Origin of the sequence: Pantanalinema sp. (assembly GCA_036704125.1) — a bacterium.
In the GTDB taxonomy this organism is placed as follows: domain Bacteria; phylum Cyanobacteriota; class Sericytochromatia; order S15B-MN24; family UBA4093; genus JAGIBK01.
The window spans coordinates 51,494-77,472 of the sequence record DATNQI010000096.1 but is presented as its reverse complement, the minus strand read 5'-3'; the positions used below and the strand labels follow the sequence as shown (position 1 = coordinate 77,472).

Sequence of the window (25,979 nt, the reverse complement as noted above, 5' to 3'; positions counted from 1 at the left end):
GGTCAACGGGCGAGCGGAAGGGCTTCCTTGACCCGGATGCCCTCGACCCGGTCGATGACGTCGCCCAACAGGCGCGTTGCCGAGTGGCCGAAGTCGGCCGGATCGCCGCTGGCCATGATCCGGTGGGGGCCGCGGCGCTCGCTCGAAAGCAGGTCGTTCGCCGCGAGAATCTCGCCCAGCGCGCGGACGGCCTCCTCGGCCGGGTCCACCAGCCGGACGCCGGCGCCCAGGATCCCCTGAATGACCTCGCGCACGAAGGGGTAGTGGGTGCAGCCGAGGATCAAGGTGTCGAGCTTCGCGTCGAGCAGGGGCGCGAGGCTCTCGAAGACCGTCGCCTCGGCCTCGGGGCCTTCCCAGACGCCCGCCTCGATCATGGGCACCAGGTTGGGGCAGGCGAGCGGGAAAACCTCGCAGGGCTGCTCCAGGGCCTCGATGGCGCGCAGGTGGGCGCGGCTGCGGATGGTCGCCTCGGTGGCGATGATCCCGATCCGGCGGCCCCCGGAGGCGGCCGCGCGGGCTCCCGCTTCGATCAGGCCGAGGATGGGCACCGGGCACTCGGCGTCCAGGACCGGCAGGGCAATCGCCGAGCTGGTGTTGCAGGCGACGACCACCGCCTTGACCCCCTGCGCCAGGAGCAGCCCGAGGATCTCCCGGTTGAAATCGAGGAGCTCCTCGGGCGAGCGCCCCCCGTAGGGCACGCGCGCCGTGTCCCCGATGTAGGCGATCGTCTCGTGGGGCAGCTGCCTGAAGACCTCGCGCGCGACGCTCAGGCCGCCGAGCCCTGAATCGTAGAGGCCAATGGGTGCGGCGGTCAACAAGCGCGTGAATCCTCGTGGAGATCAAGTGGGCGGAGGTAGAACCAGTTTAACACCCGTTGCGGGCGGGTGCCAGAGCGGGCGGCGGGACCTCGAGCTTGCTTGAAACGGCGCGCAAAGTAAGTTAATATGCTCACAACCCGGGAATCCTTTTGTTAATCATTTGGTGACCCGTCCACAACCACCACCAGGTCAGTCCCGTAGCATCACATCAACGCCTTGCACACGACCGCCGAGTTGGAGGAGTAGGGATATGGAAACACTGGCCCCCCTGTCGCAAGAAGACCTTCAAAATCTCGTCGCGGTCGCGACCCGGATTCCCCCCACCACCAACTGGGACTTCCTCAAGACGACGCTGCGCGACGTGCTCGCGGCAAACGCCCCGGGCGTCGACGCGGCGGTCTGGCTGCCGAGCCCCGACGGGCTGGTGCCACTCACGGCCAACGCCCAGGCGGTGTTCTCCTCTTTCGTCACGGATCACGACGTCGAGGACTACGCCCGCGAGCCCGCCGAGTTCACCATGATCCCGCCCGGCTACCGCCAGGCCATCGTGGCCAATCGCCAGACCTTCGGCCAGCTCCTGATCGCGGGCGATCGCTCCCGCGAGGACTTCCTGCGTCACCTCTCGGGCGTCATCGCCCCGCCGCTCGGCCTCGCGGCCCTCGCCGTCCAGCTGGGCGACGAGGTCTCCAAGCGCACCTCCACCGACAAGCTGACCGGTCTGTGGAACCGCCAGTACTTCAACGAGCGCTTCCGCGAAGAGTGCGAGCGCCTCGTGCGCTCCAAGGAGACGGGTGCCGTCGCCATCGTCAGCCTCGACAACTTCGCGGCCCTCGCGCGCACCATGGCCCCCGAGGACCAGAACGCGCTCTTCGCCGAGGTCGGTCAGGCCGTTCGCCAGGTGATCCGCCAGACGGACTGGGGCGTGCGCTGGGACAACTTCGACCTGCTCTTCTACTTCCCGTCCACCTCGGCCGAGGCGGCCGTCGAGGTCCTCAAGCGCTTCACCCGCAAGATGGTCACGACCTCGCCCATCCTCGAGCCCATCTCGGGCGTCAGCTCGACCCTCGAGACCACCAGCCCCCGGGCCCTGGTCCAGCTCGCGACCCGCCGCCTGGACCTCGCCCGCAAGGACGGCAACCGCCGCGTCATCTGCTTCGCCACCCCAGGAGGAGGCCTCCAATTCTACCGGGAAGAGACGGAAGCCTAAGCCGGATCGTCGGTCAGGCGAGGGCCGTGCGCATGCTGCGCGCGGCCCTCGCCCAGCCTTCGCACGCCTACCTCTTCGTCGGCCCACCCCAGGTGGGCAAGACGGCCACGGCCCTGGCCTTCGCCCAGGCCCTCAACTGCACCGAGCCCCAGGCCGGTGACGCCTGCGGCGCCTGCGTCGAGTGCCGCTCCATCGCCAACTCCAACCACCCCGACGTGCGCTTCGTGCGGCCCAGCGAGGGCAAGAAGGTCTTCGCGGTCGAGGACGTCCGCAAGCTGGTCGAGGAGGCGGGCTGGAAGGCCTACCGTGCCCGCCACAAGGTCTACGTCATCCCCACCGAGCTGCTCAACGTGCAGGGCGCCAACACCCTGCTCAAGACCATCGAGGAGCCCCAGCCAGGCACCGTCCTGATCCTCGTCGCCACCAGCCTCGACCACGTGCTGCCGACCCTGGTCTCGCGCTGCCAGCCCGTCTTCTTCGGGCCGGTCGCCCCCGAGGCGATCGCTCCGTGGCTTACGGCCGAGCACGGGGTCTCCCCCGATCGCGCCCAGCACCTGGCGAGGATCTCGGACGGCCGGATCGGCTGGGCGCTCGCCGTTTCCAAGTCCGGCGACCTCCCCGAGCCCGCCCTGCTCGCCGCCGACACCTACGCCGCCGCGATCCAGGAGGCCGAGCGCCTCGCCGGCGAGGAGGCCGAGACCCAGCTGCTCGCCGTCGAGGCCCTCATCGCCCAGGTTCGTGATATCATGGTCTACCAGCAGACTGGGCGTCCCGACTGGATCGCGCGACCCGAGCAGGCCTCGCGCGCAACCAACCGACACCTTCCGCTCGGGTACTGGCTGCGGGTGATCAAGCGCCTCGAGGCCGCCCGTCGCCAGCTGATGGGTCACGCCAACGGCAAGCTCCTCTGGACCGTGCTCGCGGGCGACCTTCAACCGACGGCCCTCGAGCGATCGGGCCGCTAGCCCGGGTCATCACAGAAAGGACCAAGCGCCTTGATCGCGGCGATCCGTACCCGAACGGGCGATCTGCACCTTCTCTCCCCGGCCGACGACTCGCTGAGCCGGGGTGATTTCGTGGTGTACGAGACCGAGCGTGGCCTCGACTGCTCGCCGGTGATCGGGGTGCCGAGCGCCGTGCGCCACGAGCACGGCGCCATGCCGACGGTGCGCTTCATCCGCCTTGCGACCGACCAGGACATGCTCCAGCTCGACAGCAAGTGGAGCGAGGAAGTCCGCGCCCATGGGATCGGCATCGAGAAGATCGCCGCCCACGGCCTGCCCATGAAGCTCGTCGAGACCGTCTACACGCTCGACTACAGCCGCCTGACCTTCTTCTACACGGCCGACAACCGGGTGGACTTCAGGGCCCTGCTCAAGGACCTCACCACCACCTTCCGCCGCACCCGCATCGAGCTGCGCCAGATCGGCGTGCGCAACGCGGCGGGCCTGATGGGCGGGGTCGGCCCCTGCGGCCGCGAGCTCTGCTGCTCGACCTTCCTCAAGGAGTTCGCGCCCATCACCATCAAGCTCGCCAAGGACCAGAACCTCCCCCTCAACCCGAGCAAGATCAGCGGCCTTTGCGGCCGCCTGATGTGCTGCCTGTCGTACGAGCACGAGATGTACCTCGAGATCAAGGAAGAGCTGCCGATGGTCGGCAGCCGCGTCCGCACCGACGAGGGCACCGGCTACGTGATCGAGCAGGTGGTCCTGAAGGAGGCCGTCAAGGTCGAGATCAACGACGACCTCGTCGTCGAGGTCCCCGTCTCGAAGCTACGCGATCACCCCAAGACGCAGCAGGAGTAAGCAACATGTCCCGAACCCGGATCGCCGCGACGCTCGCGCTCACCCTCTCGTTGTCCTTTTCGCTCTCGGCCTGCTCCAAGCCGGCCTCCGACGGCGGGCGCAAGGTCGAATTCTGGACCATGGCGCTCAAGCCCACCTTCACGGGCTACCTCGAAGGCGTCATCGCCGACTTCGAGCAGCAGAACCCGGGGGTCAAGGTCGAATGGGTGGACGTGCCGGGCAACGCCATCGAGGACAAGACCCTCTCGTCGGTCAGCGGCGGCACCCCGCCGGATCTCGTCAACTTGAACCCCGACTTCGCCCAGCGCCTCGCGAGCAAGGGAGCTCTCCTGGACCTCTCCAAGCAGGTACCCAAGGACGTGCAGCGCAGCTACTTCCCGTATGCGATCGACGCCTCCACCGTCGACGGCAAGCTGATCGGCCTGCCCTGGTACCTCTCGACCCAGGTGGCGATCTACAACAAGGACCTGCTCGCCAAGGCCGGCCTCAAGACCCTGCCCGGCACCTACCGCGCCCTCGCCGAGCAGGCCCCGGCCTTCAAGGCCGCGGGCGCGCTCCCGTTCATCCCCAACCTGGGCGACGGCAACCGCATCCTCGAGCTCTTCGCCCTCGACGGGGTCCCCCTCCTGAGCGCCGACAAGAAGCACGCCGCCTTCGACACCCCCGAGGGCCGTGACACCTTCGCCTTCTGGACCGGGCTGTTCACCAGGGGCACCCTTCCCAAGGAGGCCCTTAGCCTCGACAACCGCGAGATCGTCGATCGCTTCCAGTCCGGCCAGTCCGCCGTCCTGCCCGCCGGCCCTCAGTTCCTCAAGCAGGTGCGCGAGAACGCCCCCCAGCTGTACGAGAAGGTCGACGTGGCCCCGCAGCTCGCCGGCAAGAGCGGCAAGGTGGGCGTCGGGGTCATGAACCTGGTGGTGCCCACCACCAGCCGCAACCAGGAGGATGCGATCGCGCTGGCGACCCACGTGACCAACGCCGCCAACCAGCTCGCCTTCTGCAAGCTCGCGGCCATCCTGCCCTCGTCGCGCGAGGCCGCCGACGATCCCTTCTTCACCCCCCTGGGCGCGACGGCCTCGGTCGAGGACCGGGCCCGCAAGATCGCCGCCGAGCAGCTCAAGCGCGCGGAGCTCCTGGTGCCCCCCATGCCCCACCAGAGCGAGCTCAAGAAGGCCATGAACGACGCCCTCCAGCGGGCCGCCCTCGGCCAGCTCGGCTCGGATGAGGCCCTCAAGCAGGCAGCCGCCGAGTGGGATCGGATCCTCGCCACGCCATGAGCACGCGCACCTCATCCCGGGCGAAGCTGACGCCCTTCCTCTTCCTCGCGCCGGCCGGGCTCATCCTGGGGGTGTTCTGGTTCCTGCCCGCCCTGATGGCGGTGCTGACCTCCTTCACCCACGTGAGCCTCGGCTCCAGCACGGACCTGCTCTCCCAGTTCCGGTGGATCGGGCTGGACAACTACCTGGCGCTCGCGCGCGACCCCTTGTTCCTCAAGGCCTTCGTCAACTCCTGGATCTACCTGCTCGGCGTGGTGCCGCCCTTGGTCGTGCTGCCCCTGCTGCTCGCGATCCTGGTCAACGTGCCCATGCGGGGCATCGGCTTCTTCCGGGCGGCCTACTACCTTCCGGTCGTCATCCCCATCGTGGTGGTCGGCCTCACCTGGAAGTGGCTCTACGCCGAGAACGGCCTCGTCAACTACGTCGCAGAGGCCCTCTTCCCCTGGCTGCTCCAGCACCCGGTGCCTTGGCTGAGCCTGCCCGAGACCGCCCTGGGCGCGGTGATGGCGGTGACGATCTGGAAGGGGCTCGGCTACTACATGGTCATCTACCTGGCGGGACTCCAGGGGATCCCGCGCGACATCTACGAATCGGCGGACCTGGACGGCGCCGGGCGCTTCCAGCGCCACCTGTACCTCACCCTGCCGCTCATGCTGCCTCAGATGGGCCTGGTGGGCATCATCTCGTGCATCAACGCCCTCAAGGTGTTCGCCGAGATCTGGGTGCTGACCAAGGGCGGTCCCCTGGACTCGACCACGACCATGGTCTACTACCTGTACCAGCAGGCCTTCGAGAACCTGAACATGGGCTACGCGAGCGCCATCGGCATGGCGCTGTTCGCCATGACCCTCGCGCTCTCGATGCTGAACAAGTACTACACCGAGCGCTTCTCACTGAACTGAAGCGACGAAGGGGGCGGTTCGAACGAACCGCCCCCTTCTCGTCTTTGCTGGTTTTACGGCTGTTCGCCGGTGTCGCGCAGGTGCTGCATCGCCCGGCGCTGCTTGTCCACCTCGACGTCCTTGAGGCCGTCGTCCCCGCCCCAGCCGTTGCCGGGGTTGTTGAGCTTGAGCATGCCGCCCTCGACCTCGACGTAGCCCTTGAGGTTGTCCTTGGCGCCGTCGCGCTTGGACTCGTAGACGTCGATGCCGATCGAGTCGAACTTCTTCCAGGTGGCGTCGTAGCTGGAATCCGAGAGCAGGGAATCGATCAGGGCGAACTGCTTGAGCTTGTCGTCGTCGCTCATGTCGTCGAGGAAGTCGATCTTGAAGTCCTTCTTGCCCGTCTTGGCGGCCAGGCGCGCCTCGAGGTCGGCCTGCACCCCGTCGACGGCTTGCTTCATCAGCGCATCGGGCTTGATCTGCTGCTCGATGTCGCGGACGTCGCCCTCGAGGTCGAACATGCCGTGCTGCTGGGCGAATTTCTTGACCTCGTCGATGGCCGTTGCGATCCCCTTGACGGCCTTGGCGGCCTCGGCGGGCGGGGTCTTCTCGTCGAAGGCCTTGTCCATCCCGACGATGGCCGTGTCCCGCGCGAAGGCAAGCACGTCGGCCTTCTCCTGGACGGTCCACTTCCGCACGAACGAGGGATCCTTGGCGGCCTCGTCGAGCAGCGATCGACCGTTCCTGGCCTGCTCGGAGAGGACGGGCTTCGCGGGCTCCTCAGGCGCCTTCTCGGTGCCGTCGGCCTTCACGGCGGGATCCTGCTCGGTTGCGGGTTTCACTCCGGTGTCCGGCTTCTGCTCGGTCGCAGGCTTCGTTTCGGCGGCGGGCTTCGCTTCGGCGGCAGGCTTGGCCTTGCCGGGGATCTTGATCGCGTCGCCCGGATAGATCAGGTCGCCACCCGCAGTGCGCAGCTTTCCGGCCGAATCCTTGCCCTTCTGGAACAGGTCGGGATTGGCCGCGCGCAGCTCGTCAAGCGAGAGGCCATTTTCCCTGGCGACCTTGGCGAGGGTATCACCTGCCTTGATGGTGACGGTCTTGGCACTGGCGGACTCCTGCTGCGGCTTTGCGATTTGCTCGAGCTTGAGCTGCTTGGTGACCAGGACCTCGAACTCATCCTTGTTGAGATTGCCGTCGCCGTTCGCGTCGAGGGTGTCGAAGCTCGCCTTCAAGTTCTTGGAGGACGTCTTCTCGTCGGATAAGGGAATCCCCTCTTTGCTGGCGAAGTTCTGCACCATCTGGTTGAACTCGCTGAGATCGACCTTCCCATCGGCACTCTTGTCGGCCTTCTGGAACATCTCCTGGATGAGCGCCTCTTGCTCGGCGGTCTTCTTGGTTCCTTGCTCCTTGGCCTGTGCAAGGTCGGAGTCAACGGCATCCGCCTTCGCGGCGGGCTTGCCTTGCGGGGCAACCTGCTCGGATGCGACGGGCTGGGTGGCTGCATTGGTGGTGGCAGCATACCTGTTCGGTAGTGCGTCGGCAAACCGTGGACCGACACCGTTCATCGTCATCGCGAGACCTCCGTTGCAGCGGACCGACAAATAAGCGCTAATGGTAAAGTACCACGCTTGTTCGACTCCTTAACGGTGGTCGAGGGCGGCTAGCTTTCATAGGCGCGGTCCAGGACCTCGACGGTGTGCAGCATGGGGGTCGTTTTCTTCCGCTGCCGCAGGCCCATGTCGAGCTGCATGAGGCACGAGGGGTTGCCGGTCACGATGAGCTCGGCGCCCGAGGCCTCCAGGTGGTCCAGCTTGCGCGCGAGCAACCGATCGGAACTCTCGGGCTGGAGGACCGTGTAGGATCCCGCCCCGCCACAGCACCAGTCGGATTCGGCGAGCGGCACGAGGGTGAGGCCCGGCACCTGCTCGAGCAGGCGGCGCGGGGCGTCCTTGATCCGCTGGCCGTGGGTCAGGTGGCACGGCTCGTGGTAGGCGGCACGCGAGGCGACCGCCCGCGTGGGCGCAGGGATCCCCACCTCGGCCAGGAACTCGCTCACGTCCTTGACCCTGGCCGCGAACGCGCTGGCCTCGCTCAGCCAGCTGCCGTACTCCTTCATGGCCGCCCCGCAGCCGGCCGAGTTCGCGATCACCGCCGTCAGCTCGGGCACTGCCGAGAAGGCGTCCACGTTGTGGCGCGCGAAGGCGATCGCCCGGGCGCGATCGCCTTCGTGCATGTGCAGGGCGCCGCAGCAGCCTTGATCGGGGGGGACCCAGACGTCGTAGCCCGCGCGAGCCAGCATGCGGACCGTGGCGCGGTTGGCCGGACGGTACAGCGCATCCATCACGCACCCGGCGAGGAAGGCGACCTTGCCCCTTCGCTGCCCGCGCGCGGGGGTCCACTCGGGGATGGGATCCCCCTGCCTCATGGGGGTCCCGAGCAGATCAAGCTGGCGACCCAGCATCGCCGGGAGCAGGGGGCGCAGTGCCCGCACTGCCCCCGGAGCCAGGCGCAACGGGAGCGTCAGGAACGAGATCCGTCGGGCGTACGGCAGGACATGGTCGAGCATGAAGCCCCAGGCGCGGCGTGCGCCGCTCCTGGCGCGATGCGGCGCCTCGAAGTCGGCGCGCACGGCCTCCAACAGGTGGCCGTATTTCACGCTCGACGGGCAAGCGGTCTCGCAGGCGCGGCAGCCCAGGCAACGGTCCAGGGGACCGTAAACGTCGGCGGCCGGGTCCAGGCCGCCGTCCAGGAGGGCCTTCATCAGGTGGATCCGGCCGCGCGGGGAGTCGGGCTCGCTCTTCTTGAGGGCGTAGGTCGGGCACGACTCGAGGCAGAGGCCGCAGTGGATGCACGCCTCCGTGAGCAGGGTGAGCTCGTGCTTGAGATCGGCATGGTCCATGGGGTCACTCCACGCTCAGGGGCCAGAGGCGGCCGGGGGCCAGGCACCCCGAGGGGTCCAGGCTGGCCTTGAGGCGGCGCATCAGCGCAAGCGGTGTGCCGTCGAGTCCGAGGGCGTCGAGGCGCTCGGGTGCAGGGCTGCGCTCGATGACCAGGCTCCCGCCAAGCGCGTGCGCCCGGGTCCTCTGGGCCTCGACCCAGCCGAGCCAGTCGCCGCCCTCGGCCGAGAGCCAGAGGGTCCCCTGCTGCGCCTGCGCGATCGCCTCGCACCAGACGCCGAGAGCCTCGCCCTCGGCCCGCGCCTCGCAGGCGAATCGGAGCAGCTCGGAGGGAAGGACCGAGACTCGCGCCACGAGAGAGGCTTCGGGTGAGCCGGCGAGGGCGTCGCGCAGCGCAGCGCGCCGGCTCGCGGCCCCCTCACCCGCTTGCGGCTCGCTGATCGCACCGCCCAGGGCCCCTAGCAGGCGAGCCGCCTCGGCGCATTGCCAGGCCACCGTCTCGTGGCTGCCGTCGAAGCCGACGACGAGCTCGAAGCCGCCCCGGCCGCAGCGCAGGATCGCAAGGGCAGGATCGAGGGCGGTCGTCTGGATGGCGGCGAGGGCCGTTTCGGCCCCGGCGGCATCCGTCCAGCGCGCGGAAAGCAGGGAATGGGTCTCGGGGACGGGGCGGACCCTGAAGGTCACGCGGGCGATCGCGCCCAGCGTCCCCAGGCTACCCGCGTACAGCTTGCACAGGTCGTAGCCCGCGACGCTCTTGACCACCCGCGCACCGCTCTTGACGAGCGCTCCTTCGCTCGTGGCCACCTCGAGCCCGAGCAGCCAGTCCCTCACCAGCCCGTAGCCGGAGCGAGCGAGCGGCACCGGGGCCGCGGCGACGAGCCCGCCGAGCGTGGTTCGCTCCGGGAAGGGGACCTCGAGGGGCAACACCTGCCCCCGGGCCGAGAGCAGGTCGTTCAGCGCGGCAAGCGAGAGCCCCGCCTCGGCGCTCACCACCATGTCGTCGGGGGCGTAGTCCACTACCCCCGTCAGACGCGCGGTCGAAATGGCGATCCGGTCCTCGGGCAGTGGGTTGCCCCAGGTCGCGCGCTCGCCGAGGCCCGCGATCTCGACGGCCGCCGCCTCGCCGGAAGCCTCGCGCATGGCCTCGGCGAGCGCGAAGAGGTCCTCGGGGACGATGAGGCGCGTCATCGGGTGGCCTCGCTGGAGCGCCCGCGCCGGGTCGTCTCGACGCAGCTCTTGGCCGTAGGCAAGAGCTTGCCCGGGTTGCAGAGCCCTTCCGGATTGAAGACGTCCCGGACGCGGCGCATCAGGTCCAGGTCGGCCTCGGTGAACATGCGCGGCATCATGTCGCGCTTCTCGACCCCGATCCCGTGCTCTCCGGTGATGGATCCCCCGACGTCGAGGCAGGCCTCGAGGATCTCCTGGCCCGCCGCCCAGACCCGGCGCACCTGGTCGGGATCCTTCTCGTCGAAGAGGATGATGGGATGCAGGTTGCCGTCGCCCGCATGGAAGACGTTCGCGATCCGCACCCGGTGACGCATGGCGATCTCCGCGATTCGTCGCAACACCGGGGGCAGCTGCGATCGCGGGATCACCCCGTCCTGCGTCACCTTGCTCGGCGCGAGGCGCCCGACGCAGCCGACGGCCTTCTTGCGGGCCAGCCAGAGGCGCGACCGCTCCGCCTCGTCCTGAGCGAGGCGAACCTCGCGCGCGCCGTGAGCGTTCAGGATCGCGACCGCCTCGTGCGCCGCGCGTTCGAGGCCCGCCTCAAGGCCGTCGAGCTCCACGATGAGGACCGCCTCCGCGTCTTGCGGCAGCCCCAGGCCGAAGGCGGCCTCGACCGCCTGGATGATCATCCGGTCCATCATCTCGAGGGCCGCTGGCAAGACTCCCGCCGCGATCAGCGCGCTCACCGCCTCGGAGGCCGCCTCGACCGTGCCGAAGACCGCGAGCATCGTCCGCACGCCGGGCGCGATGGGCACCAGGCGCACGACCGCCTGGGTCACGACCCCGAAGGTGCCCTCGGAGCCGACCATCAGCCCGCGCAGGTCGTACCCCGCCGCGTCATCGGTCTGGCCGCCGAGCCAGACGACTTCACCGTCGGGCAGGACCACCTCCAGCCCCAGGACGTGGTTGGTCGTGACCCCGTACTTGAGGGTGTGCGGGCCGCCCGAGTTCTCGGCCACGTTGCCGCCGATGGTACAGGCCATCTGGCTGCTCGGATCGGGCGCATAGCAGAGGCCGTCGGGGGTGCTCGCCTGGGTGAGGCGAAGGTTGACCAGCCCCGCCTCGACCGTGGCGCGGCGGTTGCGCAAGTCCAGGTCCATGATCCGCGTCATGCGGGTCAGGGCGATCATCACGCCGCCCGGGCTCGAGAGACACCCTCCGGAGAGCCCGGTGCCCGCCCCGCGCGGGACGAAGGGGATCCCCCGGGCGTGGCAGAGCCTGACGACTCCTGCGACCTGCTCGGTCGAGATCGGCAGCACCACCACCCCGGGAGCGCTGCGCTCGAGGGTGAAGGCATCGCAATCGTAGGCCAGTAGCTCCTCGGGCCGGTGCAGGACCGCGTCGCGGCCGCAGATGGCGACCAGCGAGGCGACGAGCGCGTCGCGCGTCACGCGCCGTCTCGCTTGGCGTCAAGGTGCCCGCGCACCAGGCCGACTCCGACCACGATCGCCGAGATGGCTCCAAGAGGGGCGATGGCGTACAGCGCCCAGAGCGAGAATTTCAAGAGGGTGTCCATGAGCCTATTCTAGCGCAGATTGCCCCGTCAGGGCGTCGCCGAGGGCGAGGCGGTGGGGGAAGGGGATGGCGACGCCGAGGGCTTGACGCCTTGCTTGAGGGTGAAGGCGTAGAACTGCGAGGCGCCGTAGAAGTTGTTGATGAACTTGCTGCCCTGCCTGTCGTGGGCGCGGATGTTGGTGGTGTACTCGGGAAAGCGCATGACGCCGTTCGGGCCCTTCTGGCAGAACTGGACGGCGAAGTAGTACGCCCCCTCCCTCAGGCGGGAATTGCGCGAATCGTTCTCGTCCGGCATGTTCGCGGGGCCGCTCCCGTCGCTGGTGTAGCCGTTCCATGGGACCGAGACCATGCCCGTGTTCGCGTCCGGCTCGGTCCAGGCGGAATACCAGAGGGGCTTGCGGCTCGAGTCGTACTGGAAGACCACGAAGCGGTACATGGCGCGCTTGCCGGCGTCCGGCACCGCGCCCGCATCGAGGCCCGCGTACTCGCGCGCCTTGACGTTGAAGCGATCCTGATAGGAGATGAACTCACCGGGGTTGTGGCCTTCGACGCTCGTCCGCAGATCCCAGTGGAAGGGAAATGCCTGAGTCTCCCAGTGGAGGTCGGTCTTGAACTCGAAGCGATCGTTGGCCGGGCGCGAGAACTCGTCGATGCGCACGACCTCCGAGACGTAGAAGCCCACCATGTCGAGGCGGCTGCGCCCCATGGCATCGGGCAGGCCGTAGCTATCGAGCTGGCCGTCGTTGTAGACGAGGTGATAGGAGCCCGCAGGCAGATCAGGGTACTCCATCACCCCTTCCGAGTTCATGTAGACGAAGTCGGGGGGGAGGCGCTCGTCGTTCGGCGTCAGGTAGACGCGCACGGGCGGATTGAGCATGCCCCTGTTGGCCCATTGACCGGGGGGGGCCGAGGCGCTGGTGAGGGTGACCCGCGCGCGCAGCGGGGCGATGGGGCGCGGAGTGGGCGTCGCGATCACGCCGGTTCCGCCACCGCCGGAGCCGCTCCCCCGGCTGTAGGTGCCGCTGCCGCCGGTGCTTCCCGAGTTCTTGCCGTTCGAGAGGGTGGGGGTGGCGATGGCGGTCGGCTTGCGGCTGTAACCGTTCGCGATGCTCGTGCCGACGCCCGCCGTCGGCCCCTGCCCGGCACATGCCGCGATCGCAAGCATCAGGGGGGTCATGGCCCCCCACCAGCTCAAGCGCCTCGCTCGCATCCTGATCCCCCCTCCGCCCAGTCATCCAAGTGCAATATGCCCGCTTGGTGGCCATCCTGAAACACCCGCTCATGCGGCCCATGAAAAAAACCCGCACCCCTCGGGGTGCGGGCCGCTCAATTCACCAGGAGGCGCGCTACATGTGGATCGGCTGGCCGATAGCGGCGAGCGCCGCTTCCTTCACCACCTCCGAGAGGGTGGGGTGGGCGTGGATGGTCAGGTCGATCTCCTGGGCGGTGGTCTCGAGGGTCATGCCGAGGCCCACCTCGGAGAGGAGCTCGGTCACCTCGGGACCCACCATGTGGGCGCCCAGCACCTCGCCGTACTTGGCATCCACGACGACCTTGACGAAGCCCTCGGCATCGCCGAGCGCCTGCGCCTTGCCGTTGGGGGCGAAGGGGAACTTGCCGATCTTCACGTCGAAGCCGCGCTTCTTGGCCTCGGCCTCGGTGAGGCCGATCGAGGCCACCTGGGGCTCCGAGTAGGTGCAGGCGGGGATGCGATCCCAGTTGATCGGCTGGGTCTGGTGGCCCGCGATCGTCTCGACGCAGGCGATACCCATGGCCGAGGCCACGTGGGCGAGCATCACCTTGCCGGTCACGTCGCCGATGGCGTAGACGCCCTTCACGTTGGTGCGGCCGAAGTCGTCCACCACGATGGCCCCGCGCTCGGTCTTGACGCCCACCGCCTCGAGGCCGAGGCCCTCGACGTTGGGAGCCATTCCGATGCCCACGATCATCGCGGGCGCGTCGAGGTCCTTCATTCCAGCCTTGCTCGAAAGCTTGACCTTGACGCCGTCGGGCTTCTGCTCGACCGACTCGACCTTGTGGCCCGTGAGGACCTCGATGCCGAGCTTCTTGTAGGCCTTCTCGAGCACCGCGGCGACCTCGGGGTCCTCCTTGGGAAGGAGGTGGTCGGCCATCTCGACGATGGTGACCTGGGCGCCGTAGTTCTGGAAGACATAGGCGAACTCGCAGCCGATGGCGCCGCCGCCCAGGATGATCATCTTGGAGGGCACGCTGCGGAAGTCCACGGCCTCACGGGCCGTCAGGACGACCTTGCCGTCGGCCGTGAGGCCGGGCAACAGGCGCGGACGGGCGCCGGTCGCGATGATCACGTGCTTGGCCGAGACCTCCTCGCCGGTGCTGACCGAAATCCGGCCGGGGGCCACGAGCTTGCCCCTGCCCTTGAAGACGTCGATCTTGTTCTTCTTCATCAGGAAGGCCAGACCCGTGGTCTGCTTCTTGACGACGGACTTGGAGCGGTCGACGGCCTTGCTGAAGTCGGGCTTGATGCCCTCGACCGTGATGCCGAACTGGTCGGAGTGCTTGATGGTGTGCAGCACCGAGGCGTTCTTGAGCAGCGCCTTGGTGGGGATGCAGCCCCAGTTCAAGCAGGTGCCGCCCAGCTCCTCGGCCTCGACGACCGCGACCTTGAGGCCCAGCTGAGAGGCCCGGATCGCGGCCACGTAGCCGCCGGGGCCCGTGCCGATGAGAGCGATGTCGTAAGTCGTTGCCATGTCGTATTTCCTCGTCGCTTAGATGAGCAGCAGCATCGGGGTCTGGAGCAGGCGCTTGACCTCGGCGAGGAACTGCGCGGCCAGCGCCCCGTCGATGACCCGGTGGTCGCTCGACATGGTGATGCGCATGATCGAACGGATCTGGAGCTGGTCCTTGGCGTCCACCACGGGCTCCTTCTTGATGGAGCCGATGGCGAGGATGGCCGACTCGGGCGGGTTGATGATCGCCGTGAAGCTCTCGACGTCGAACGAGCCGAGGTTGCTCACCGTGATCGTGCCGCCGCCCATCTCCTCGGGCTTGAGCTTGTTGGCCTTGGCCCGGGCGATGATCTCCTTGGTCTCGCTGGCGATCGCAGGCAGCGACTTGTCGCCCGCCCCGTGCAGCACCGGGACCACGAGCCCCTCGGGCAGCGCCACCGCGACCCCCACGTTGACCGCGCCGCGCTCGACGATCTCGGTCTCGTTCCAGGAGGCGTTCACCGCCGGGAACTTGAGGGCGGCCTTGGCGACGGCCTTGACGATCATGTCGTTGTAGGACGCCTTCTCCTCGGCCGAGACCGCCGCGTTGAACTGGGTCCGGAACGCGACCGCCTCGGTCATGTCGACGGCGGTGGTCACGTAGAAGTGAGGAGCCGCCACCTTGCTCTCGGTGAGACGGCGCGCGATCGCCTGGCGCATCCGCGTCAGGGTGACGGGACGGTCCTCGCGAGCGACCGCCACCGGGGCGGCGGCCCGGACGGCCGCTGCCGGAGCGAGCGCGCCTGCGGCTCTAGAGGACGCAGCCTCGACGTCTTTGCGCACGATGCGGCCGCCGGGGCCGGTCCCCGGGATCTGGGCCAGATCGAGGTGACGCTCGGCCGCAACCTTGCGCGCCAGGGGCGACGACTTGAGCCGGCCCTCGCGCACGGGGGCCGCGGTGGGATACGTGAGGCTGGGGCCTTCGGGGTACTCGGTGGCCTGCGCCACGGGCGCCGCAGCGGCCTCCGCCTTGGCCGCAGGAGCCTGCGCCTTGCCGGCCGGAGCCTCGACCTTCTCGCCGGGCTGGGCGATGATCGCGATGACCTCGCCCACCGGCACGTCCTCGCCTGCCTGGTGGAGAATCTTGGCGAGCACGCCCGAATCGAACGCCTCGATCTCGATGTTGACCTTCTCGGTCTGGATCTCGGCGATGGGCTCGCCCTTGTTGACGGTCTCCCCCTCGTTCTTCATCCAGCGAAGAATCTTGCCTTCGGTCATGTCATAGCCCATCTTGGGCATGAGCACGTTGCTCGCCATGAATCGTCCTCCGACTTTCGTGAATAGGGTGAAGGGGCGCTACTTCAGGACCTCGCGGATGGCCGCGACGATGTTCGCCTTGTGCGGGTACGCCGCCATCTCGAGGTGCTTGTTGTAGGGAGCGGGCACCTCGATGCCGGCCACGCGACGCACGGGGGCATCGATGTAGTCGAACGCCTCCTCGTAGATCCGCGACTGGACCTCGGCGCCGATGCCGTAGGTCTTCCAGCCTTCCTCGGCGACCACCACGCGGTTGGTCTTCTTGACCGACTCGATCACGGGCTCCATGTCGAGCGGGCGCAGGGTGCGAAGGTCGATGACCTCCACGTCGATGCCCTCGGCGGCCAGGTCGTTGGCGGCTTCCATGGCGAGCATCGCCATGCGCGAGTAGGAGACGACGGTGACGTCCTTGCCGGGGCGGCGGACCACCGACTTGCCGATGGGGACCAGGTACTCCTCCTCGGGGACCTCGCCCTTGGCGCCGTAGATCAGGGCATGCTCGATGAAGATGACCGGATCGTCGTCGCGGATCGCGCTCTTGAGCAGGCCCTTGTGGTCATAAGGGGTGCTCGGCATGACGACCTTGAGACCGGGGATGTAGGCGAAGAGCAGCTCGAGGGTCTGCGAGTGGGTCGCGGCGAGCTGACTCCAGCCCGAAGGGGTGCGCAGGACCATGGGCACCTTCATCTGGCCGCCGAACATGTAGCTCATCTTGGCCGAGTGGTTGATGACCTGGTCGAGGGCCTGGAGCGCGAAGTTGATGCTCATGATCTCGGGGATCGGGCGCAGGCCCGCGAGGGCGGCGCCCGTCGCGGCGCCGATGATGGCGGTCTCAGAGATGGGGGTGTCCTTGACGCGCTTCTCGCCGAACTCGTCGACGAAGCCCTTGGTGACGCCATAGGCGCTGCCGTAGTAGGCGATGTCCTCGCCCATCAGGAAGACGTTCTCGTCGCGGCGCATCTCCTCGCGGAGGGCTTCCTGGATGGCCTGGCGGACGGTAATGGTACGCATATGTGTGACTCCTAACGTTTACCGGCGCCTACACGAGCTGACAATCGGTCTGCCCGATGGGGTTGGCGTAGATGTTGTCGCAAAGGGTGGAGAGCTCGGGTTCGGGGCTCTCGTCGGCGAACTTGACCGACTCCTCGGCCTCGCGATTGGCGGCGGCCTCCACCTCGTCGAACTCGGCGGCGGTGGCGATGCCGGCCTCGACGCAGCGGGCCTTCCAGGTGACGATCGGGTCCTTTTGCTTCCAGAACTCGACTTCTTCCTTCGAGCGGTACATCTCGGGGTCGGCCATGGAGTGGCCGCGGAACCGGTAGGTCTTGGCCTCGAGCAGCACCGGGCCGTTGCCGGCGCGGACGTGCGCGACGGCGCGCTTGGTGGCCTCGTGGGTCGCCTCGACGTCCATGCCGTCGAAGGCCTCGCCGAGGATGCCGTAGGAGGCGGCGCGCTTGTAGAGGTCGCTGATGGCCGAGTCGCGCTGCAGCGCCACGCCCATGGAGTAGAGGTTGTTCTCGATCAGGAAGATGACCGGCAGCTTGAATACCGCCGCCATGTTCAGCGACTCGTGGAAGCCGCCGTTGTTGGTCGAGCCGTCACCGAAGATGGCCATGGCGAGGCGGTCCTCACCCCGGTACTGGCTGGCCATCGCGAGGCCGACCGCGATCGGCAGGTGGGCGCCGACCAGGGCGTAGCCGCCCCAGAAGTGCTTGCTCGCGTCGGCGAAGTGCATCGAGCCGCCGCGGCCCTTGCTGCAGCCGGTGGCCTTGCCGTAGAGCTCAGCCATCAGGGAGTTGGTGTCGAGGCCCCGGGCGATGGCATGGCCGTGATCGCGGTAGTGGGTGACGATGTCGTCGTCGTCGTTGAGCGCCGAGATGGCGCCGACGGCGACGGCTTCCTGCCCGATGTACAGGTGTAGGAAGCCCCCGATCTTGGCATAGGCGTAGCCCTCCGCGCACTTCTCCTCGAAGCGCCGGATGAGGGCCATCTTGCGGTACCATTCCAGGGCTAGCTGCTTATCCACCATTCTGGAAAGCTCCTTCAAATCGTTGCTGTCAGGGTTGCTGGCGCGCTTGCCTTTCGCGATGGCGAAAGGCCGCTGAGCAAACGAGGGCGTGGGTTCAGACCCGACGCCCTTGTCACGGTACTTGAAGCATCCGGCGCCTTTGCCGAGCTTGGTGCCTACAATACCAGATCTCGATGGATATGGCACGCTTAAGCCCTGATGAAGGAGTGTCATCTCGCGCTATACTGAGCGCGTCCGCCACCGGCGGCCCCACCTTGATCGAGGAGAATCTCCATGGCCCGAATCGCGCCCGTCCCCGTCGAGTCCGCCCCCGAAGGCGTCAAGTCGGTGTTCGATACCTTCATGGCCGCGCGGGGAAACGTCCCAAACATGTTCAGGACCCTCGCCCTGGTGCCCGAGCTGGTGACGACGCTCCAGGCGCACTTCGCCGCGGTCCTCAACGCCGGCACCGTCGAGCTGAAGCTCAAGGAGCTCATCGTGGTGCGCGTCTCCCAGATCAACAACTGTGACTACTGCCTGGCGTCGCACACCAAGATCTCGAAGCAGCTGGGCGCCACCGACGAGACCCACGCGGCCCTGAAGTGCGCGGTCGATTCGACCGAGTTCACCGCGCGAGAGAAGGCCGCGATCGCCTTCGCGGAGCGCCTCACCGTCGATTCGCTGGGGGTGGACGATGCCATGTTCGCCCGGCTGAAGGAGCACTTCAGCGACTCCGAGATCGTCGAGCTCGCTGCGGTCGCGGGCCTCTTCAACTACTTCAACCGCTTCAACAACGCCCTGCAGGTCGACATCACCCGCTGAACGCGGTTGACATCACCCGCTGATAATCATCGGCAAAACCCCTCCTTGACTGTTAACAATAATTCATCAAAATAGTTGTCGTTCACTTCACCCATCCCATCGGGACATGCCCATGTCCTTACATGCGAGGAGCCGAACGATGCAAAACCGCGCCCGTCTTGCCCTGATCGCGACCCTCCTGAGCTGGGGCTTGCTGCAGAGCGCCGCTCTGGCCATCCCCGGCGAGCCCAAGCAACAGAGCAACCTCAAGGACCTCGGGAAGCCGGCCTACAAGGACACGGTCCTGACCCGCGAGCAGTACCTCAAGCAGCAAGAGGAGTTCAAGAAGCGCGCCGAGCAGGAACGGGCGCAGGCCCTTCGCTTCAAAACCGCCTTTGGCGCCCTGCGCGACGCCTTCGATAAGGAGGGGGTCAAGATCTACAGCCCCAAGCAGTCGGACGCATGGAGCCTGGTCGTTCCCGGCCTCTCGAAGGTGACCGCCCCCCAGGCTCGGAAGGCCCAGGGAAAGGCCATCGTCACGCGCTTCAAAACCAAGATGGAGCCGCTGCTCAAGGAGAAGATCCAGGTCGAGCTATACGAGGACGCGAAGCAGACCCGGCGTATCGCGCTGTGAGCAGGGGCGGGCCGAGCGGCTTCATTTGCGCTAAGATGAGGAAATGACCGAAAAGCTCAGCCCGCCTACTTCCCCTCTCGAACGCCGCATCAAGCGCCACATGCACGCGCCGGTCCACGACTGGTTCGCCCCGTGCGCCCCCGGCCTCGAGCCGGCACTCGCCCAGGAGCTCGCCGCCATCGACGCCGGCGACATCCAGCCGAGCCCCGGCGGGGTGGCCTTCAAGGGCAAGCTGGACGTGGGTTACGTGGCCAACCTGTGGCTCAGGACGGCCAACCGGATCCTGCTGCGGGTGGCGGCCTTCGGGGCCCGCCGCCCCGAGGACCTGTTCCGCCATGCCGCCCAGTTGCCCTGGGAGCTTTTACTCGCAGGCGACGTGCCGCTGCGCTTCGAGGTGAAGACCTTCGAGTCCTGGCTCAAGCGCGACGACCTGATCGAGGAGACCCTGCGCTCGGCGATCCGCAAGCGACTCTCCGAGCAGCACCTCGCGGCCACGGTGGCGGATCTCGCCCCCGGGGGCGACGAGGACGAGCTCCAGCGCGTGATGGTTCGCATCGAGCGCGATCGCGTCACCCTCTCGCTGGATGCCAGCGGTGCGCACCTCCACCGCCGGGGCTATCGCCAGGCCACGGCCAAGGCTCCTTTGCGGGAGAACCTTGCCGCGGGGGCCCTCTTGCTCGCCGGCTATGACGGCACCATGCCCCTCTTCGACCCCATGTGCGGCTCCGGCACCTTCGCCATCGAGGGCGCCCTGATCGCACGAAAGCTACCGCCAGGCCTCAACCGCCGCTTCCTCTTCGAGCGATGGCCCTCGTTCCGTCCGGCCACCTGGGAGTTCATCAAGCGCAAGGCGCTTGAGGCCAGCCTCCCCGAGCCGCCCTTCCCCATCTGCGCTCGCGACGAGAACGGCGGAGCGCTGCGGGCCTCGCTCGCCAACGCCGAGCGCGCGGGAGTCCAGGACAGCCTCACGCTTTCGCAAGCCGACTTCTTCAAGGAGGCGGCGCCCGGCGAAGCGCCCGGAGTCATCGCCATCAATCCGCCCTACGGGGTACGCATCGGGGACGAGGCGTCGACCCTCGTCCTCTACCGCCGGATGGGGATGAAGCTTAAGCAGGCCTATGCCGGCTGGCGCTACGTCATCCTGGCGCCGTCCAACGACCTCACCGACGCCCTGGGCCTTCCCGTCCGCTCACGGGTGCTCATCCCCCACGGGGGGCTCAAGATCACGCTGGTCCTCGGCGAGATCCCTCAGGCCTGACAGGCGATCATCCCTGCCTCGAGGCGCGCGCGATCCAGGTTCCGCCCGATGAAGACGGCCCGCGTGCGCCTGGGCGCACCTTCGCGCCAGGTGCCGCTGGAGGTCGCGAACAGCGTGGCCACCCCCTGAAAGACCAGGGGCTCGTCGAGGCCCGCGACGTCCACCACGCCCTTGCAGCGATAGATATCGTTGCCATGATGCCGGAGCAGGTCGCAGAAGAAGGTGTTGAGCTTCACCTGGTCGAAGGGGCGCTCGAAGTGGAACGAGACCGACCCGACGCCGGGATCGTGGTGGTGCTCGTCACCGTGAGCCGCCTCGGCGCCGAAGCGCGAGGTGAACTCGAAGGCCTCGATGCCGAGGACCTGGTCCAGCGGCACGGCGCTCTGGCAGACCTCGTGGATGCGCGCCATCCGGTTGAGGCCGCGCAGGCGCGCCTTCAGGGCCTCGCGCTCGGCGGCGGGCACCAGGTCGGTCTTGTTCAGGAGGATGACGTCCGCGTAACCGATCTGCGATAGGGCGAGCGCCGCGTCTTGCGCGCGCTCGGACTCAGGCGCTTGCCAGAGCAGGCGCGGGGCGTTGAAGGCATCGACCAGGGTGATGATGGCATCGAGGCGGGTCGCCTCGCACAAAAAAGGATCGGCAAACAGGCCCGTCGCGATGGGCCCGGGATCCGCGAGGCCCGTGGTCTCGATGACGATGCCGTCGAGCTCCTTGCCCGAGGCGACGATCTGCTCGATCACGCCCTTGAGATCCCCTTGCACGGTGCAGCAGAGGCAGCCGTTGTTCATCTCGACGAGCTGACCGCTCGCGTTGCGGACCAGGTCGCGATCGATGCCCACCTCGTCGAACTCGTTGATGATGACGGCCAGGCGCGCCCCGTGGTCGTCCTGCAGGAGGTGGTTGAGGAAGGTCGTCTTGCCCGCGCCGAGAAAGCCGGTGACGAGGGTGACGGGAATAGGTCGATCGATCGTCGTCATGGTCCCAGTCTAGCGCAATCGCGCCGGCGCCGCGAGCCGGCGCTTGCCCACTTGATGGCCAGGAAATCCCTGCACGTTCGACCGAGGGCGAATGGCGTCTTGCTCGATAGCATGGGCCGCGCCGAGGCTCAGCGGCGCAAAGGGAGGCCTGCTTGCCCATTTCCAACCGCCTCACGGGGGCGATCGCCCTGACCCTCGCCTTCGCGGGCTGCTCGCTTCCCAGCGAGCCCCCACGGGCACTGCCGGCGCCCCCGTCCGAAGGCGCCGAAACGGCGCCTTCGGACGCAGAGCGATCGGGGCCCGCCACGACCGTCGATCCGCCGGCGATGCGCTTTCCCGCCCTCGCGCGCCCGGCCTGGAACGGCCAGCGGAAGGCCGCGCCCGTCACGCCGGTCATGGGCCACCCCAGGACCTGGGCCGGCGACCTGCGCGTGCGCGAGCTCGCCATGATCGGCGCCACCCTCTACGCCGCTTCAGGCAAGCTATGCGCGGTCCCGCTCGAAGGCGGCCCCTGGAAAACGGTCGAGACCGGCGGGGTCACCGGGCTCACGCGGATGACGGGCGACGGCCAGCGGCTGTACCTGGGCGGGAATGACGGCAGCCTGCACGGGCTCGACCCGTCCCACGGCGGCGCCGCGCGCCTGGGGCAGGTCCCCTCCGAGGTCACGGGCCTCGGGCTCGCCCGAGGCAAGCTCTACGTCGCCAGCGCTCGCGACGGGCTCTTCAAGCTGCCGGCAGGTGGCGGGAAGGCCGCGCCCCTAGCGAGCGCCGAGGCCCCGGCGCGGGTGATCGCGGACCTCGCCCTGGGGAATGAGGCCTGCTACACGCTCGGCGAGCGCGTCTGGCGCTGGCCTCTCGACGGGGCCTCGCCCGCGCTGGTGCCGGACACCCAGGGGGCCACGGCGATCGCGAGCCACCGCGGCGTGCTCTACGTGGGCACCGCGGACGGGTGGGTGCTCGCCAGCGCCGATGACGGCCGGAGCACCCATGCGCTCGGCAAGATGGCCGACGCGCCCATCGAGGCCCTCGGTGCCGACGAAAGCTGGCTATACGCGAGCAGCGGCAACGCCATCACCATGATGGATCTCAAGACCTTCACCCCCATGCCCTGCCACTCGGGCTTCGCAGCTCCCGTCTCGAGCCTCACGATCCTGGACGGCCAGACGGTTCTGGTGGGCATGCGCGCGCAGGGTCTCACGTCCATGCCGCGTTAGAGGGGGCCCCGTGTGCTAAGATGGGCTGACCATGAACTTTTTGAGCTGCTGCATCCAGTCCCCCGTCACCGGCACCCCCCTGGTTCGCGAAGACTCCATCTTCGTCGACTCGCGCGGCGTGACCTTCAAGACCACCCGTCACGGCTTCATGTGCGCCCAGGGGGCGCACATGGTCACCGCGACGGGGCCTTGCGCGCGCTGCGAGAAGGAATGGTGGTCCAAGCAGGGCCGCATCTCGGTGAGGGCCATCGAGGGCTGGGTCCACGAGACCCTCAAGGTCGCGAACGAGGAGCGCCAGATCCTGGTCCAGCAAGGCTGGCTGATCGACAAGATCACCGCCCAGTACACGTACCTGGTGCCGCCGGCGGGCGAGGGAGACCTCTTTCTGCCCACCTACGACCCCGAGGACATCCCGCGCGACGTCCGAAAGAGCTTCACGATCCAGGCGGGGCCCGAGCTGCCGCCCGACGAGCAAACGACGGTGACGCGGATGACGCGCAAGGGCCTGATGGCCTACAAGCGCGTGGCCCCCACCCTCACGACCATCGAAGCGCATCTGTCGTACCTGGCGGAAAACAACCAGGCCCCGCGGATCCGGGGCGGCGCCTTCGAGGTCTAAAGCGGCAGCTGGTCCGAATCGGGCACGGTCTCGGCGCCGAAGTAGGTCAGGACCGTGTCCAGCTCCCCCATCTCCGACGAGGCCACGACGGCGGAATCGGTCGCGACGGGGGCCGAGGCCTGCTTGATGCCGTTGAAGTAGAGCAGCATGCCCGCCGCGGCGATCCCGAGCGGGAGCCAGCGCCGCATGGGCCGTCTGGGCGACGCGAAAGTCGCAAGCTTGCTGACCCTGCCCTCCTCCGAAAAGCCCAGCCGCTCCATCAGCTCGCCGGGAGCACTCGCGCTCAAGCGATCGCCGGCCAGCCGGCCGACGACGCGCTCGATGCCGGCGCGATAGGCGCGGCAATCGGCGCAGGACGAGAGATGGCTCTCCAGGGCGGCACCGGGCCCGCTATGAGCGTCGAGTCCTTCCTGGATCAGCTGGTGAGCGGTGGTACAGGTCATGGGGTGATTCCTCTTTGCTCGAGCAACGCGCGCAAACGCTCGCGTCCCCTGAATAGCCAGGTCTTCGCCGTGCCGACGGGCACGCCCAGCGCCTCGGCGATCGCATCGTATGGCATGTCGTCCAGGTGGCGCAGCACGACGGCTTGCCGCCACTGCACCGGCAGCTGGGCGAGGGCGGCGAGCAGGTCCGTCTCGTCGGCGACGCGCGCGAACGCGGGGTCCTCGGCGCCAGGCTCGTGCCACTCCCCGTCCTCGATCGCCGCATCCAGCGACTCGCTCCGGCGAGACCGCACGTGGTCGACGAAGAGGTTGTTCGCTATCTTCATGAGCCACGGCCCGAGACTCGCCCCCTCGCGGAAGCCCCCCAGGGCCGAGAAGGCCCTGAGGAAGGTCTCCTGCGAGAGGTCGAGCGAAAGCTCGCGATCGCCCGACAGGCGCAGCAGCAGCCCGTAGACGCGGTCCTGGTAGGCCCGGACGATGGCGCCCTGCGCGGCGCGATCGCCTTTGGCCCCCTTGCGGACCCACTGCGCCTCGCGGCGATCGACGGGCTTTCGCACGCCGAACGGGGGGTGCGGCACGGAGCCTATCACCTAGCGCTGGCCCTTGTCGTCGCGGTCGCGACGGAAGCCCTTGCCCTCGCGGGCGCCGAAGTCGAAGGCCTCCATCTTCTTGAGCTGCTCGGGGGTCAGCACCGCGCGCGAGTCGAACCAGGACTGGATGCGCGACTCGCTCAGCTTCTGCTTGATGCCGTCGATCTCGCGGTTCTTGGCGAGGGCCTGGTCCCTGGTGGCCGAAGGGCTCTTGAGCAGGGTGCTCAGCTCCTTCTCCTTGGACTTGAGTACCTGGCGCTGGGCCTTGGCGAACTCGGTCTGCTTGCGGTGGATCTCCTCGAGCTTGGTGCGCTGCTCGGGGGTCACCTCCAGGTGCCGGAACATGCGGTCCATCCGTCGCTCGACCATGCGCTGCACGTCGCCGTGGCCTCGCGGGCCGTCGGGACCGGCGAACGCTGCGGGGGCGCCCAGGGTCGCAAGGCCCAGGGTCAAGGCGAACAGGGCAGGAAGGATTCGGGCTTTCATGGTCATTCTCCTTGTCAGGACGGGCTCGCTGCCGAGCCCGCGCTTCATCGCTCTATCCTGACTACGGGAGGCGGGCTTGAAAAGTTTCACCCATGAGGGGCAGGATAGGGATCGCCGCACGGGCTGTCAAGTCGAGCGCCCCCAGGAGCCAGCCATGACCGACGTCTCTCACCGCTTCTTCGAGCGGGTCTACGCCCTCGTCTCTCAGATACCCAGCGGACAGGTGGCCACCTACGGCCAGATCGCCCACCTGCTCGGGGCCCCCAGGGCCGCGCGCGCCGTCGGCTACGCGCTCGCTCACCTGCCGAGCGACACGCGCATCCCCTGGCAGCGGGTCGTCAACCAGCAAGGCCGGGTCAGCCCCCGGGGGATCGGGACGCTGCCGGGCGACCGCCAGCGCGCCCTGCTCGAGCAGGAGGGGCTTGGCTTCGACGCCGAGGGGCGCCTGGACCTCCGGCGCCTGCGCTGGGAAGGCCCGCCGGCATGACGCGAAGGGCCGGGGATTCCCCCGGCCCTTCGCGTCGCGAAACTGGCACTCGCTAGGCCTTCACGGCCTCCTTGACCTTCACGCAGCGGTAACCGACCCCGCGCACCGTCTTGATCTGGACCGGACAGCTCTCGAAGCGCTCCAGCTTCTCGCGCAACCGGCAGATGTGCACGTCCACCACGCGGTCGTCCCCGAAGAAGTCGTCCCCCCAGACCCGGTACAGGATGGAGTCGCGGCTGATCGCCTTGCCCAGGTTGCTCACCAGGAGGTGCAAGAGGGAGTACTCCTTGAAGGGGAGCTCGATGGGCTCGTCGTGGATCGAGACGACGTGCTGGTCCGTGTCGATGATCAGGCCGTCGACCGCCATCCGGTTGGGCGAGTCCACCATGCTGCGCTTGAGGCGATCCACCCGGCGCAGGTTCGCCTTGACGCGCGCCGTCAGCTCGATCAGGCTGAAGGGCTTGGTCATGTACTCGTCCGCGCCCACCGCGAGGCCCACCACCTTGTCGGTGTCGGTTCCCTTGGCCGTGAGCATGATGATCGGGGTGACCATCTCCGGCCGGATGGTCCGACAGACCTCCAGGCCATCGACGTCGGGCATCATCAGATCGAGGATCAACAGGTCGGGCAACTCGCGCCGGGCCGTGTCGATGGCGGCCTTGCCGCTCGCCACGGTCATGACGCTGTAACCTTCGTACTCGAGCTGCTTCTGGAGAAGCAGACGGATGTTGGGATCGTCGTCTGCAACCAAGATTTTCGCCATGAAGAGGTCCTCCTTCGGGCAGGCGAGCGATTTTCGCTTGGATCGTATATACCCTGAGGCAGCGGCTT

Annotated in this window: 27 protein-coding genes; 11 read left to right on the top strand and 16 right to left on the bottom strand. The window is 68.0% G+C overall.

The genetic code is table 11. The features are described 5' to 3' along the window. Nucleotides 1-2 precede the first annotated feature (2 nt). Complete coding sequence (murI, locus tag V6D00_15130) at nt 3-815, bottom strand: glutamate racemase (protein HEY9900508.1); 813 nt, start codon at nt 813-815, stop codon at nt 3-5. Between the two features lie 253 nt (nt 816-1,068). On the opposite strand from murI, the gene V6D00_15125 reads away from it, so the two are divergent. The 5 genes from V6D00_15125 to V6D00_15105 are packed head-to-tail and all read left to right on the top strand — an operon-like array spanning nt 1,069 to nt 6,009. Then, nucleotides 1,069-2,025 carry a diguanylate cyclase gene (locus V6D00_15125; GenBank protein HEY9900507.1) on the top strand — a complete coding sequence of 319 codons (957 nt, stop codon included), beginning with the start codon at nt 1,069-1,071 and terminating at the stop codon, nt 2,023-2,025. A gap of 26 nt (nt 2,026-2,051) precedes the next feature. After that, a complete protein-coding gene (locus V6D00_15120; protein ID HEY9900506.1) occupies nt 2,052-2,990 on the top strand; it encodes a DNA polymerase III subunit delta' in 939 nt (312 codons plus the stop codon). A gap of 30 nt (nt 2,991-3,020) precedes the next feature. Further along, on the top strand, nt 3,021-3,830 hold the full coding sequence (ricT, locus tag V6D00_15115) for a regulatory iron-sulfur-containing complex subunit RicT (GenBank protein ID HEY9900505.1): 810 nt from the start codon (nt 3,021-3,023) through the stop codon (nt 3,828-3,830). Between the two features lie 5 nt (nt 3,831-3,835). After that, nucleotides 3,836-5,107, top strand: a complete 1,272-nt coding sequence (locus tag V6D00_15110) for a sugar ABC transporter substrate-binding protein (protein ID HEY9900504.1) — start codon at nt 3,836-3,838, stop codon at nt 5,105-5,107. Further along, complete coding sequence (locus tag V6D00_15105; protein ID HEY9900503.1) at nt 5,104-6,009, top strand: sugar ABC transporter permease; 906 nt, start codon at nt 5,104-5,106, stop codon at nt 6,007-6,009. Before V6D00_15110 ends, V6D00_15105 begins: the two co-directional genes overlap by 4 nt. Before the next feature lie 53 nt (nt 6,010-6,062). On the opposite strand, the gene V6D00_15100 is transcribed toward V6D00_15105, so the two are convergent. The 10 genes from V6D00_15100 to pdhA form a co-directional block, all read right to left on the bottom strand. Then, on the bottom strand, nt 6,063-7,559 hold the full coding sequence (locus V6D00_15100) for an EF-hand domain-containing protein (GenBank protein HEY9900502.1): 1,497 nt from the start codon (nt 7,557-7,559) through the stop codon (nt 6,063-6,065). Nucleotides 7,560-7,648: 89 nt separating this feature from the next. Further along, the gene (locus V6D00_15095; GenBank protein HEY9900501.1) at nt 7,649-8,887 is read right to left on the bottom strand and encodes a heterodisulfide reductase-related iron-sulfur binding cluster; all 1,239 of its coding nucleotides are present in this window, start codon (nt 8,885-8,887) and stop codon (nt 7,649-7,651) included. Nucleotides 8,888-8,891: 4 nt separating this feature from the next. Next, the gene (locus V6D00_15090; protein ID HEY9900500.1) at nt 8,892-10,073 is read right to left on the bottom strand and encodes an FAD-binding oxidoreductase; all 1,182 of its coding nucleotides are present in this window, start codon (nt 10,071-10,073) and stop codon (nt 8,892-8,894) included. Next, nucleotides 10,070-11,503: an FAD-linked oxidase C-terminal domain-containing protein gene (locus V6D00_15085; GenBank protein ID HEY9900499.1), complete on the bottom strand. Its 1,434-nt coding sequence runs from the start codon at nt 11,501-11,503 to the stop codon at nt 10,070-10,072. The genes V6D00_15090 and V6D00_15085 overlap by 4 nt, the downstream gene beginning before the upstream one ends. Next, the gene (locus V6D00_15080) at nt 11,500-11,628 is read right to left on the bottom strand and encodes a hypothetical protein (GenBank protein HEY9900498.1); all 129 of its coding nucleotides are present in this window, start codon (nt 11,626-11,628) and stop codon (nt 11,500-11,502) included. Before V6D00_15080 ends, V6D00_15085 begins: the two co-directional genes overlap by 4 nt. Nucleotides 11,629-11,655: 27 nt before the next feature. Continuing rightward, nucleotides 11,656-12,804, bottom strand: a complete 1,149-nt coding sequence (locus tag V6D00_15075) for a hypothetical protein (GenBank protein ID HEY9900497.1) — start codon at nt 12,802-12,804, stop codon at nt 11,656-11,658. Nucleotides 12,805-12,973: 169 nt separating this feature from the next. Further along, a complete protein-coding gene (gene lpdA / locus V6D00_15070; protein ID HEY9900496.1) occupies nt 12,974-14,356 on the bottom strand; it encodes a dihydrolipoyl dehydrogenase in 1,383 nt (460 codons plus the stop codon). A gap of 18 nt (nt 14,357-14,374) precedes the next feature. Beyond that, nucleotides 14,375-15,631, bottom strand: a complete 1,257-nt coding sequence (locus tag V6D00_15065) for a dihydrolipoamide acetyltransferase family protein (GenBank protein HEY9900495.1) — start codon at nt 15,629-15,631, stop codon at nt 14,375-14,377. 39 nt (nt 15,632-15,670) lie between these two features. Beyond that, a complete protein-coding gene (locus tag V6D00_15060; GenBank protein HEY9900494.1) occupies nt 15,671-16,642 on the bottom strand; it encodes an alpha-ketoacid dehydrogenase subunit beta in 972 nt (323 codons plus the stop codon). Nucleotides 16,643-16,670: 28 nt separating this feature from the next. Beyond that, nucleotides 16,671-17,657, bottom strand: coding sequence for a pyruvate dehydrogenase (acetyl-transferring) E1 component subunit alpha (gene pdhA, locus V6D00_15055; GenBank protein ID HEY9900493.1), 987 nt, complete (start codon nt 17,655-17,657; stop codon nt 16,671-16,673). A gap of 276 nt (nt 17,658-17,933) precedes the next feature. On the opposite strand from pdhA, the gene V6D00_15050 reads away from it, so the two are divergent. The 3 genes from V6D00_15050 (at nt 17,934) to V6D00_15040 (ending at nt 20,332) form a co-directional block, all read left to right on the top strand. Continuing rightward, on the top strand, nt 17,934-18,461 hold the full coding sequence (locus V6D00_15050; GenBank protein ID HEY9900492.1) for a carboxymuconolactone decarboxylase family protein: 528 nt from the start codon (nt 17,934-17,936) through the stop codon (nt 18,459-18,461). Nucleotides 18,462-18,600: 139 nt separating this feature from the next. Further along, nucleotides 18,601-19,074 (top strand): hypothetical protein, encoded by a 474-nt coding sequence (locus V6D00_15045; protein ID HEY9900491.1) that lies wholly within the window; start codon nt 18,601-18,603, stop codon nt 19,072-19,074. 43 nt (nt 19,075-19,117) lie between these two features. Further along, nucleotides 19,118-20,332, top strand: a complete 1,215-nt coding sequence (locus V6D00_15040; protein ID HEY9900490.1) for a hypothetical protein — start codon at nt 19,118-19,120, stop codon at nt 20,330-20,332. Here V6D00_15040 and V6D00_15035 read toward each other — a convergent pair. Continuing rightward, on the bottom strand, nt 20,323-21,309 hold the full coding sequence (locus tag V6D00_15035) for a GTP-binding protein (protein ID HEY9900489.1): 987 nt from the start codon (nt 21,307-21,309) through the stop codon (nt 20,323-20,325). The genes V6D00_15040 and V6D00_15035 overlap by 10 nt on opposite strands. A 152-nt stretch (nt 21,310-21,461) precedes the next feature. Here V6D00_15035 and V6D00_15030 point away from each other — a divergent pair, with 152 nt between their 5' ends. Both V6D00_15030 and V6D00_15025 read left to right on the top strand, forming a co-directional pair. Next, the gene (locus V6D00_15030) at nt 21,462-22,523 is read left to right on the top strand and encodes a hypothetical protein (GenBank protein ID HEY9900488.1); all 1,062 of its coding nucleotides are present in this window, start codon (nt 21,462-21,464) and stop codon (nt 22,521-22,523) included. 31 nt (nt 22,524-22,554) lie between these two features. Beyond that, entirely contained in the window at nt 22,555-23,142 is a 588-nt protein-coding gene (locus V6D00_15025; GenBank protein ID HEY9900487.1) for a hypothetical protein, read from the top strand. Here the strand turns inward: V6D00_15025 and V6D00_15020 are convergent. Genes V6D00_15020 through V6D00_15010 form a run of 3 tightly spaced genes read right to left on the bottom strand, consistent with a single transcriptional unit; the run spans nt 23,139 to nt 24,661 of the window. Then, nucleotides 23,139-23,585, bottom strand: a complete 447-nt coding sequence (locus tag V6D00_15020) for a hypothetical protein (GenBank protein HEY9900486.1) — start codon at nt 23,583-23,585, stop codon at nt 23,139-23,141. The genes V6D00_15025 and V6D00_15020 overlap by 4 nt on opposite strands. Then, nucleotides 23,582-24,163, bottom strand: coding sequence for a sigma-70 family RNA polymerase sigma factor (locus V6D00_15015; protein ID HEY9900485.1), 582 nt, complete (start codon nt 24,161-24,163; stop codon nt 23,582-23,584). The genes V6D00_15020 and V6D00_15015 overlap by 4 nt, the downstream gene beginning before the upstream one ends. A gap of 12 nt (nt 24,164-24,175) precedes the next feature. Beyond that, nucleotides 24,176-24,661: a periplasmic heavy metal sensor gene (locus V6D00_15010; GenBank protein HEY9900484.1), complete on the bottom strand. Its 486-nt coding sequence runs from the start codon at nt 24,659-24,661 to the stop codon at nt 24,176-24,178. Between the two features lie 154 nt (nt 24,662-24,815). On the opposite strand from V6D00_15010, the gene V6D00_15005 reads away from it, so the two are divergent. Further along, a complete protein-coding gene (locus V6D00_15005) occupies nt 24,816-25,148 on the top strand; it encodes a methylated-DNA--[protein]-cysteine S-methyltransferase (GenBank protein HEY9900483.1) in 333 nt (110 codons plus the stop codon). A gap of 52 nt (nt 25,149-25,200) precedes the next feature. Here V6D00_15005 and V6D00_15000 read toward each other — a convergent pair whose 3' ends face one another. Next, nucleotides 25,201-25,911, bottom strand: coding sequence for a response regulator transcription factor (locus V6D00_15000; GenBank protein HEY9900482.1), 711 nt, complete (start codon nt 25,909-25,911; stop codon nt 25,201-25,203). Nucleotides 25,912-25,979 lie beyond the last annotated feature (68 nt).

What these genes read in the sequence shown, in the direction of transcription:
- V6D00_15000 (HEY9900482.1), bottom strand. Translation starts at nt 25,911, where the DNA reads ATGGCGAAAATCTTGGTTGCAGACGACGATCCCAACATCCGTCTGCTT.
- V6D00_15090 (HEY9900500.1), bottom strand. Translation starts at nt 10,073, where the DNA reads ATGACGCGCCTCATCGTCCCCGAGGACCTCTTCGCGCTCGCCGAGGCC.
- V6D00_15125 (HEY9900507.1), top strand. Translation starts at nt 1,069, where the DNA reads ATGGAAACACTGGCCCCCCTGTCGCAAGAAGACCTTCAAAATCTCGTC.
- V6D00_15025 (HEY9900487.1), top strand. Translation starts at nt 22,555, where the DNA reads ATGAACTTTTTGAGCTGCTGCATCCAGTCCCCCGTCACCGGCACCCCC.
- V6D00_15080 (HEY9900498.1), bottom strand. Translation starts at nt 11,628, where the DNA reads ATGGACACCCTCTTGAAATTCTCGCTCTGGGCGCTGTACGCCATCGCC.
- V6D00_15045 (HEY9900491.1), top strand. Translation starts at nt 18,601, where the DNA reads ATGCAAAACCGCGCCCGTCTTGCCCTGATCGCGACCCTCCTGAGCTGG.
- V6D00_15110 (HEY9900504.1), top strand. Translation starts at nt 3,836, where the DNA reads ATGTCCCGAACCCGGATCGCCGCGACGCTCGCGCTCACCCTCTCGTTG.
- V6D00_15050 (HEY9900492.1), top strand. Translation starts at nt 17,934, where the DNA reads ATGGCCCGAATCGCGCCCGTCCCCGTCGAGTCCGCCCCCGAAGGCGTC.
- V6D00_15100 (HEY9900502.1), bottom strand. Translation starts at nt 7,559, where the DNA reads ATGACGATGAACGGTGTCGGTCCACGGTTTGCCGACGCACTACCGAAC.
- V6D00_15010 (HEY9900484.1), bottom strand. Translation starts at nt 24,661, where the DNA reads ATGAAAGCCCGAATCCTTCCTGCCCTGTTCGCCTTGACCCTGGGCCTT.
- V6D00_15040 (HEY9900490.1), top strand. Translation starts at nt 19,118, where the DNA reads ATGACCGAAAAGCTCAGCCCGCCTACTTCCCCTCTCGAACGCCGCATC.
- V6D00_15005 (HEY9900483.1), top strand. Translation starts at nt 24,816, where the DNA reads ATGACCGACGTCTCTCACCGCTTCTTCGAGCGGGTCTACGCCCTCGTC.
- V6D00_15065 (HEY9900495.1), bottom strand. Translation starts at nt 15,631, where the DNA reads ATGGCGAGCAACGTGCTCATGCCCAAGATGGGCTATGACATGACCGAA.
- V6D00_15105 (HEY9900503.1), top strand. Translation starts at nt 5,104, where the DNA reads ATGAGCACGCGCACCTCATCCCGGGCGAAGCTGACGCCCTTCCTCTTC.
- lpdA (HEY9900496.1), bottom strand. Translation starts at nt 14,356, where the DNA reads ATGGCAACGACTTACGACATCGCTCTCATCGGCACGGGCCCCGGCGGC.
- V6D00_15075 (HEY9900497.1), bottom strand. Translation starts at nt 12,804, where the DNA reads ATGACCCCCCTGATGCTTGCGATCGCGGCATGTGCCGGGCAGGGGCCG.
- V6D00_15060 (HEY9900494.1), bottom strand. Translation starts at nt 16,642, where the DNA reads ATGCGTACCATTACCGTCCGCCAGGCCATCCAGGAAGCCCTCCGCGAG.
- V6D00_15020 (HEY9900486.1), bottom strand. Translation starts at nt 23,585, where the DNA reads ATGACCTGTACCACCGCTCACCAGCTGATCCAGGAAGGACTCGACGCT.
- V6D00_15035 (HEY9900489.1), bottom strand. Translation starts at nt 21,309, where the DNA reads ATGACGACGATCGATCGACCTATTCCCGTCACCCTCGTCACCGGCTTT.
- V6D00_15095 (HEY9900501.1), bottom strand. Translation starts at nt 8,887, where the DNA reads ATGGACCATGCCGATCTCAAGCACGAGCTCACCCTGCTCACGGAGGCG.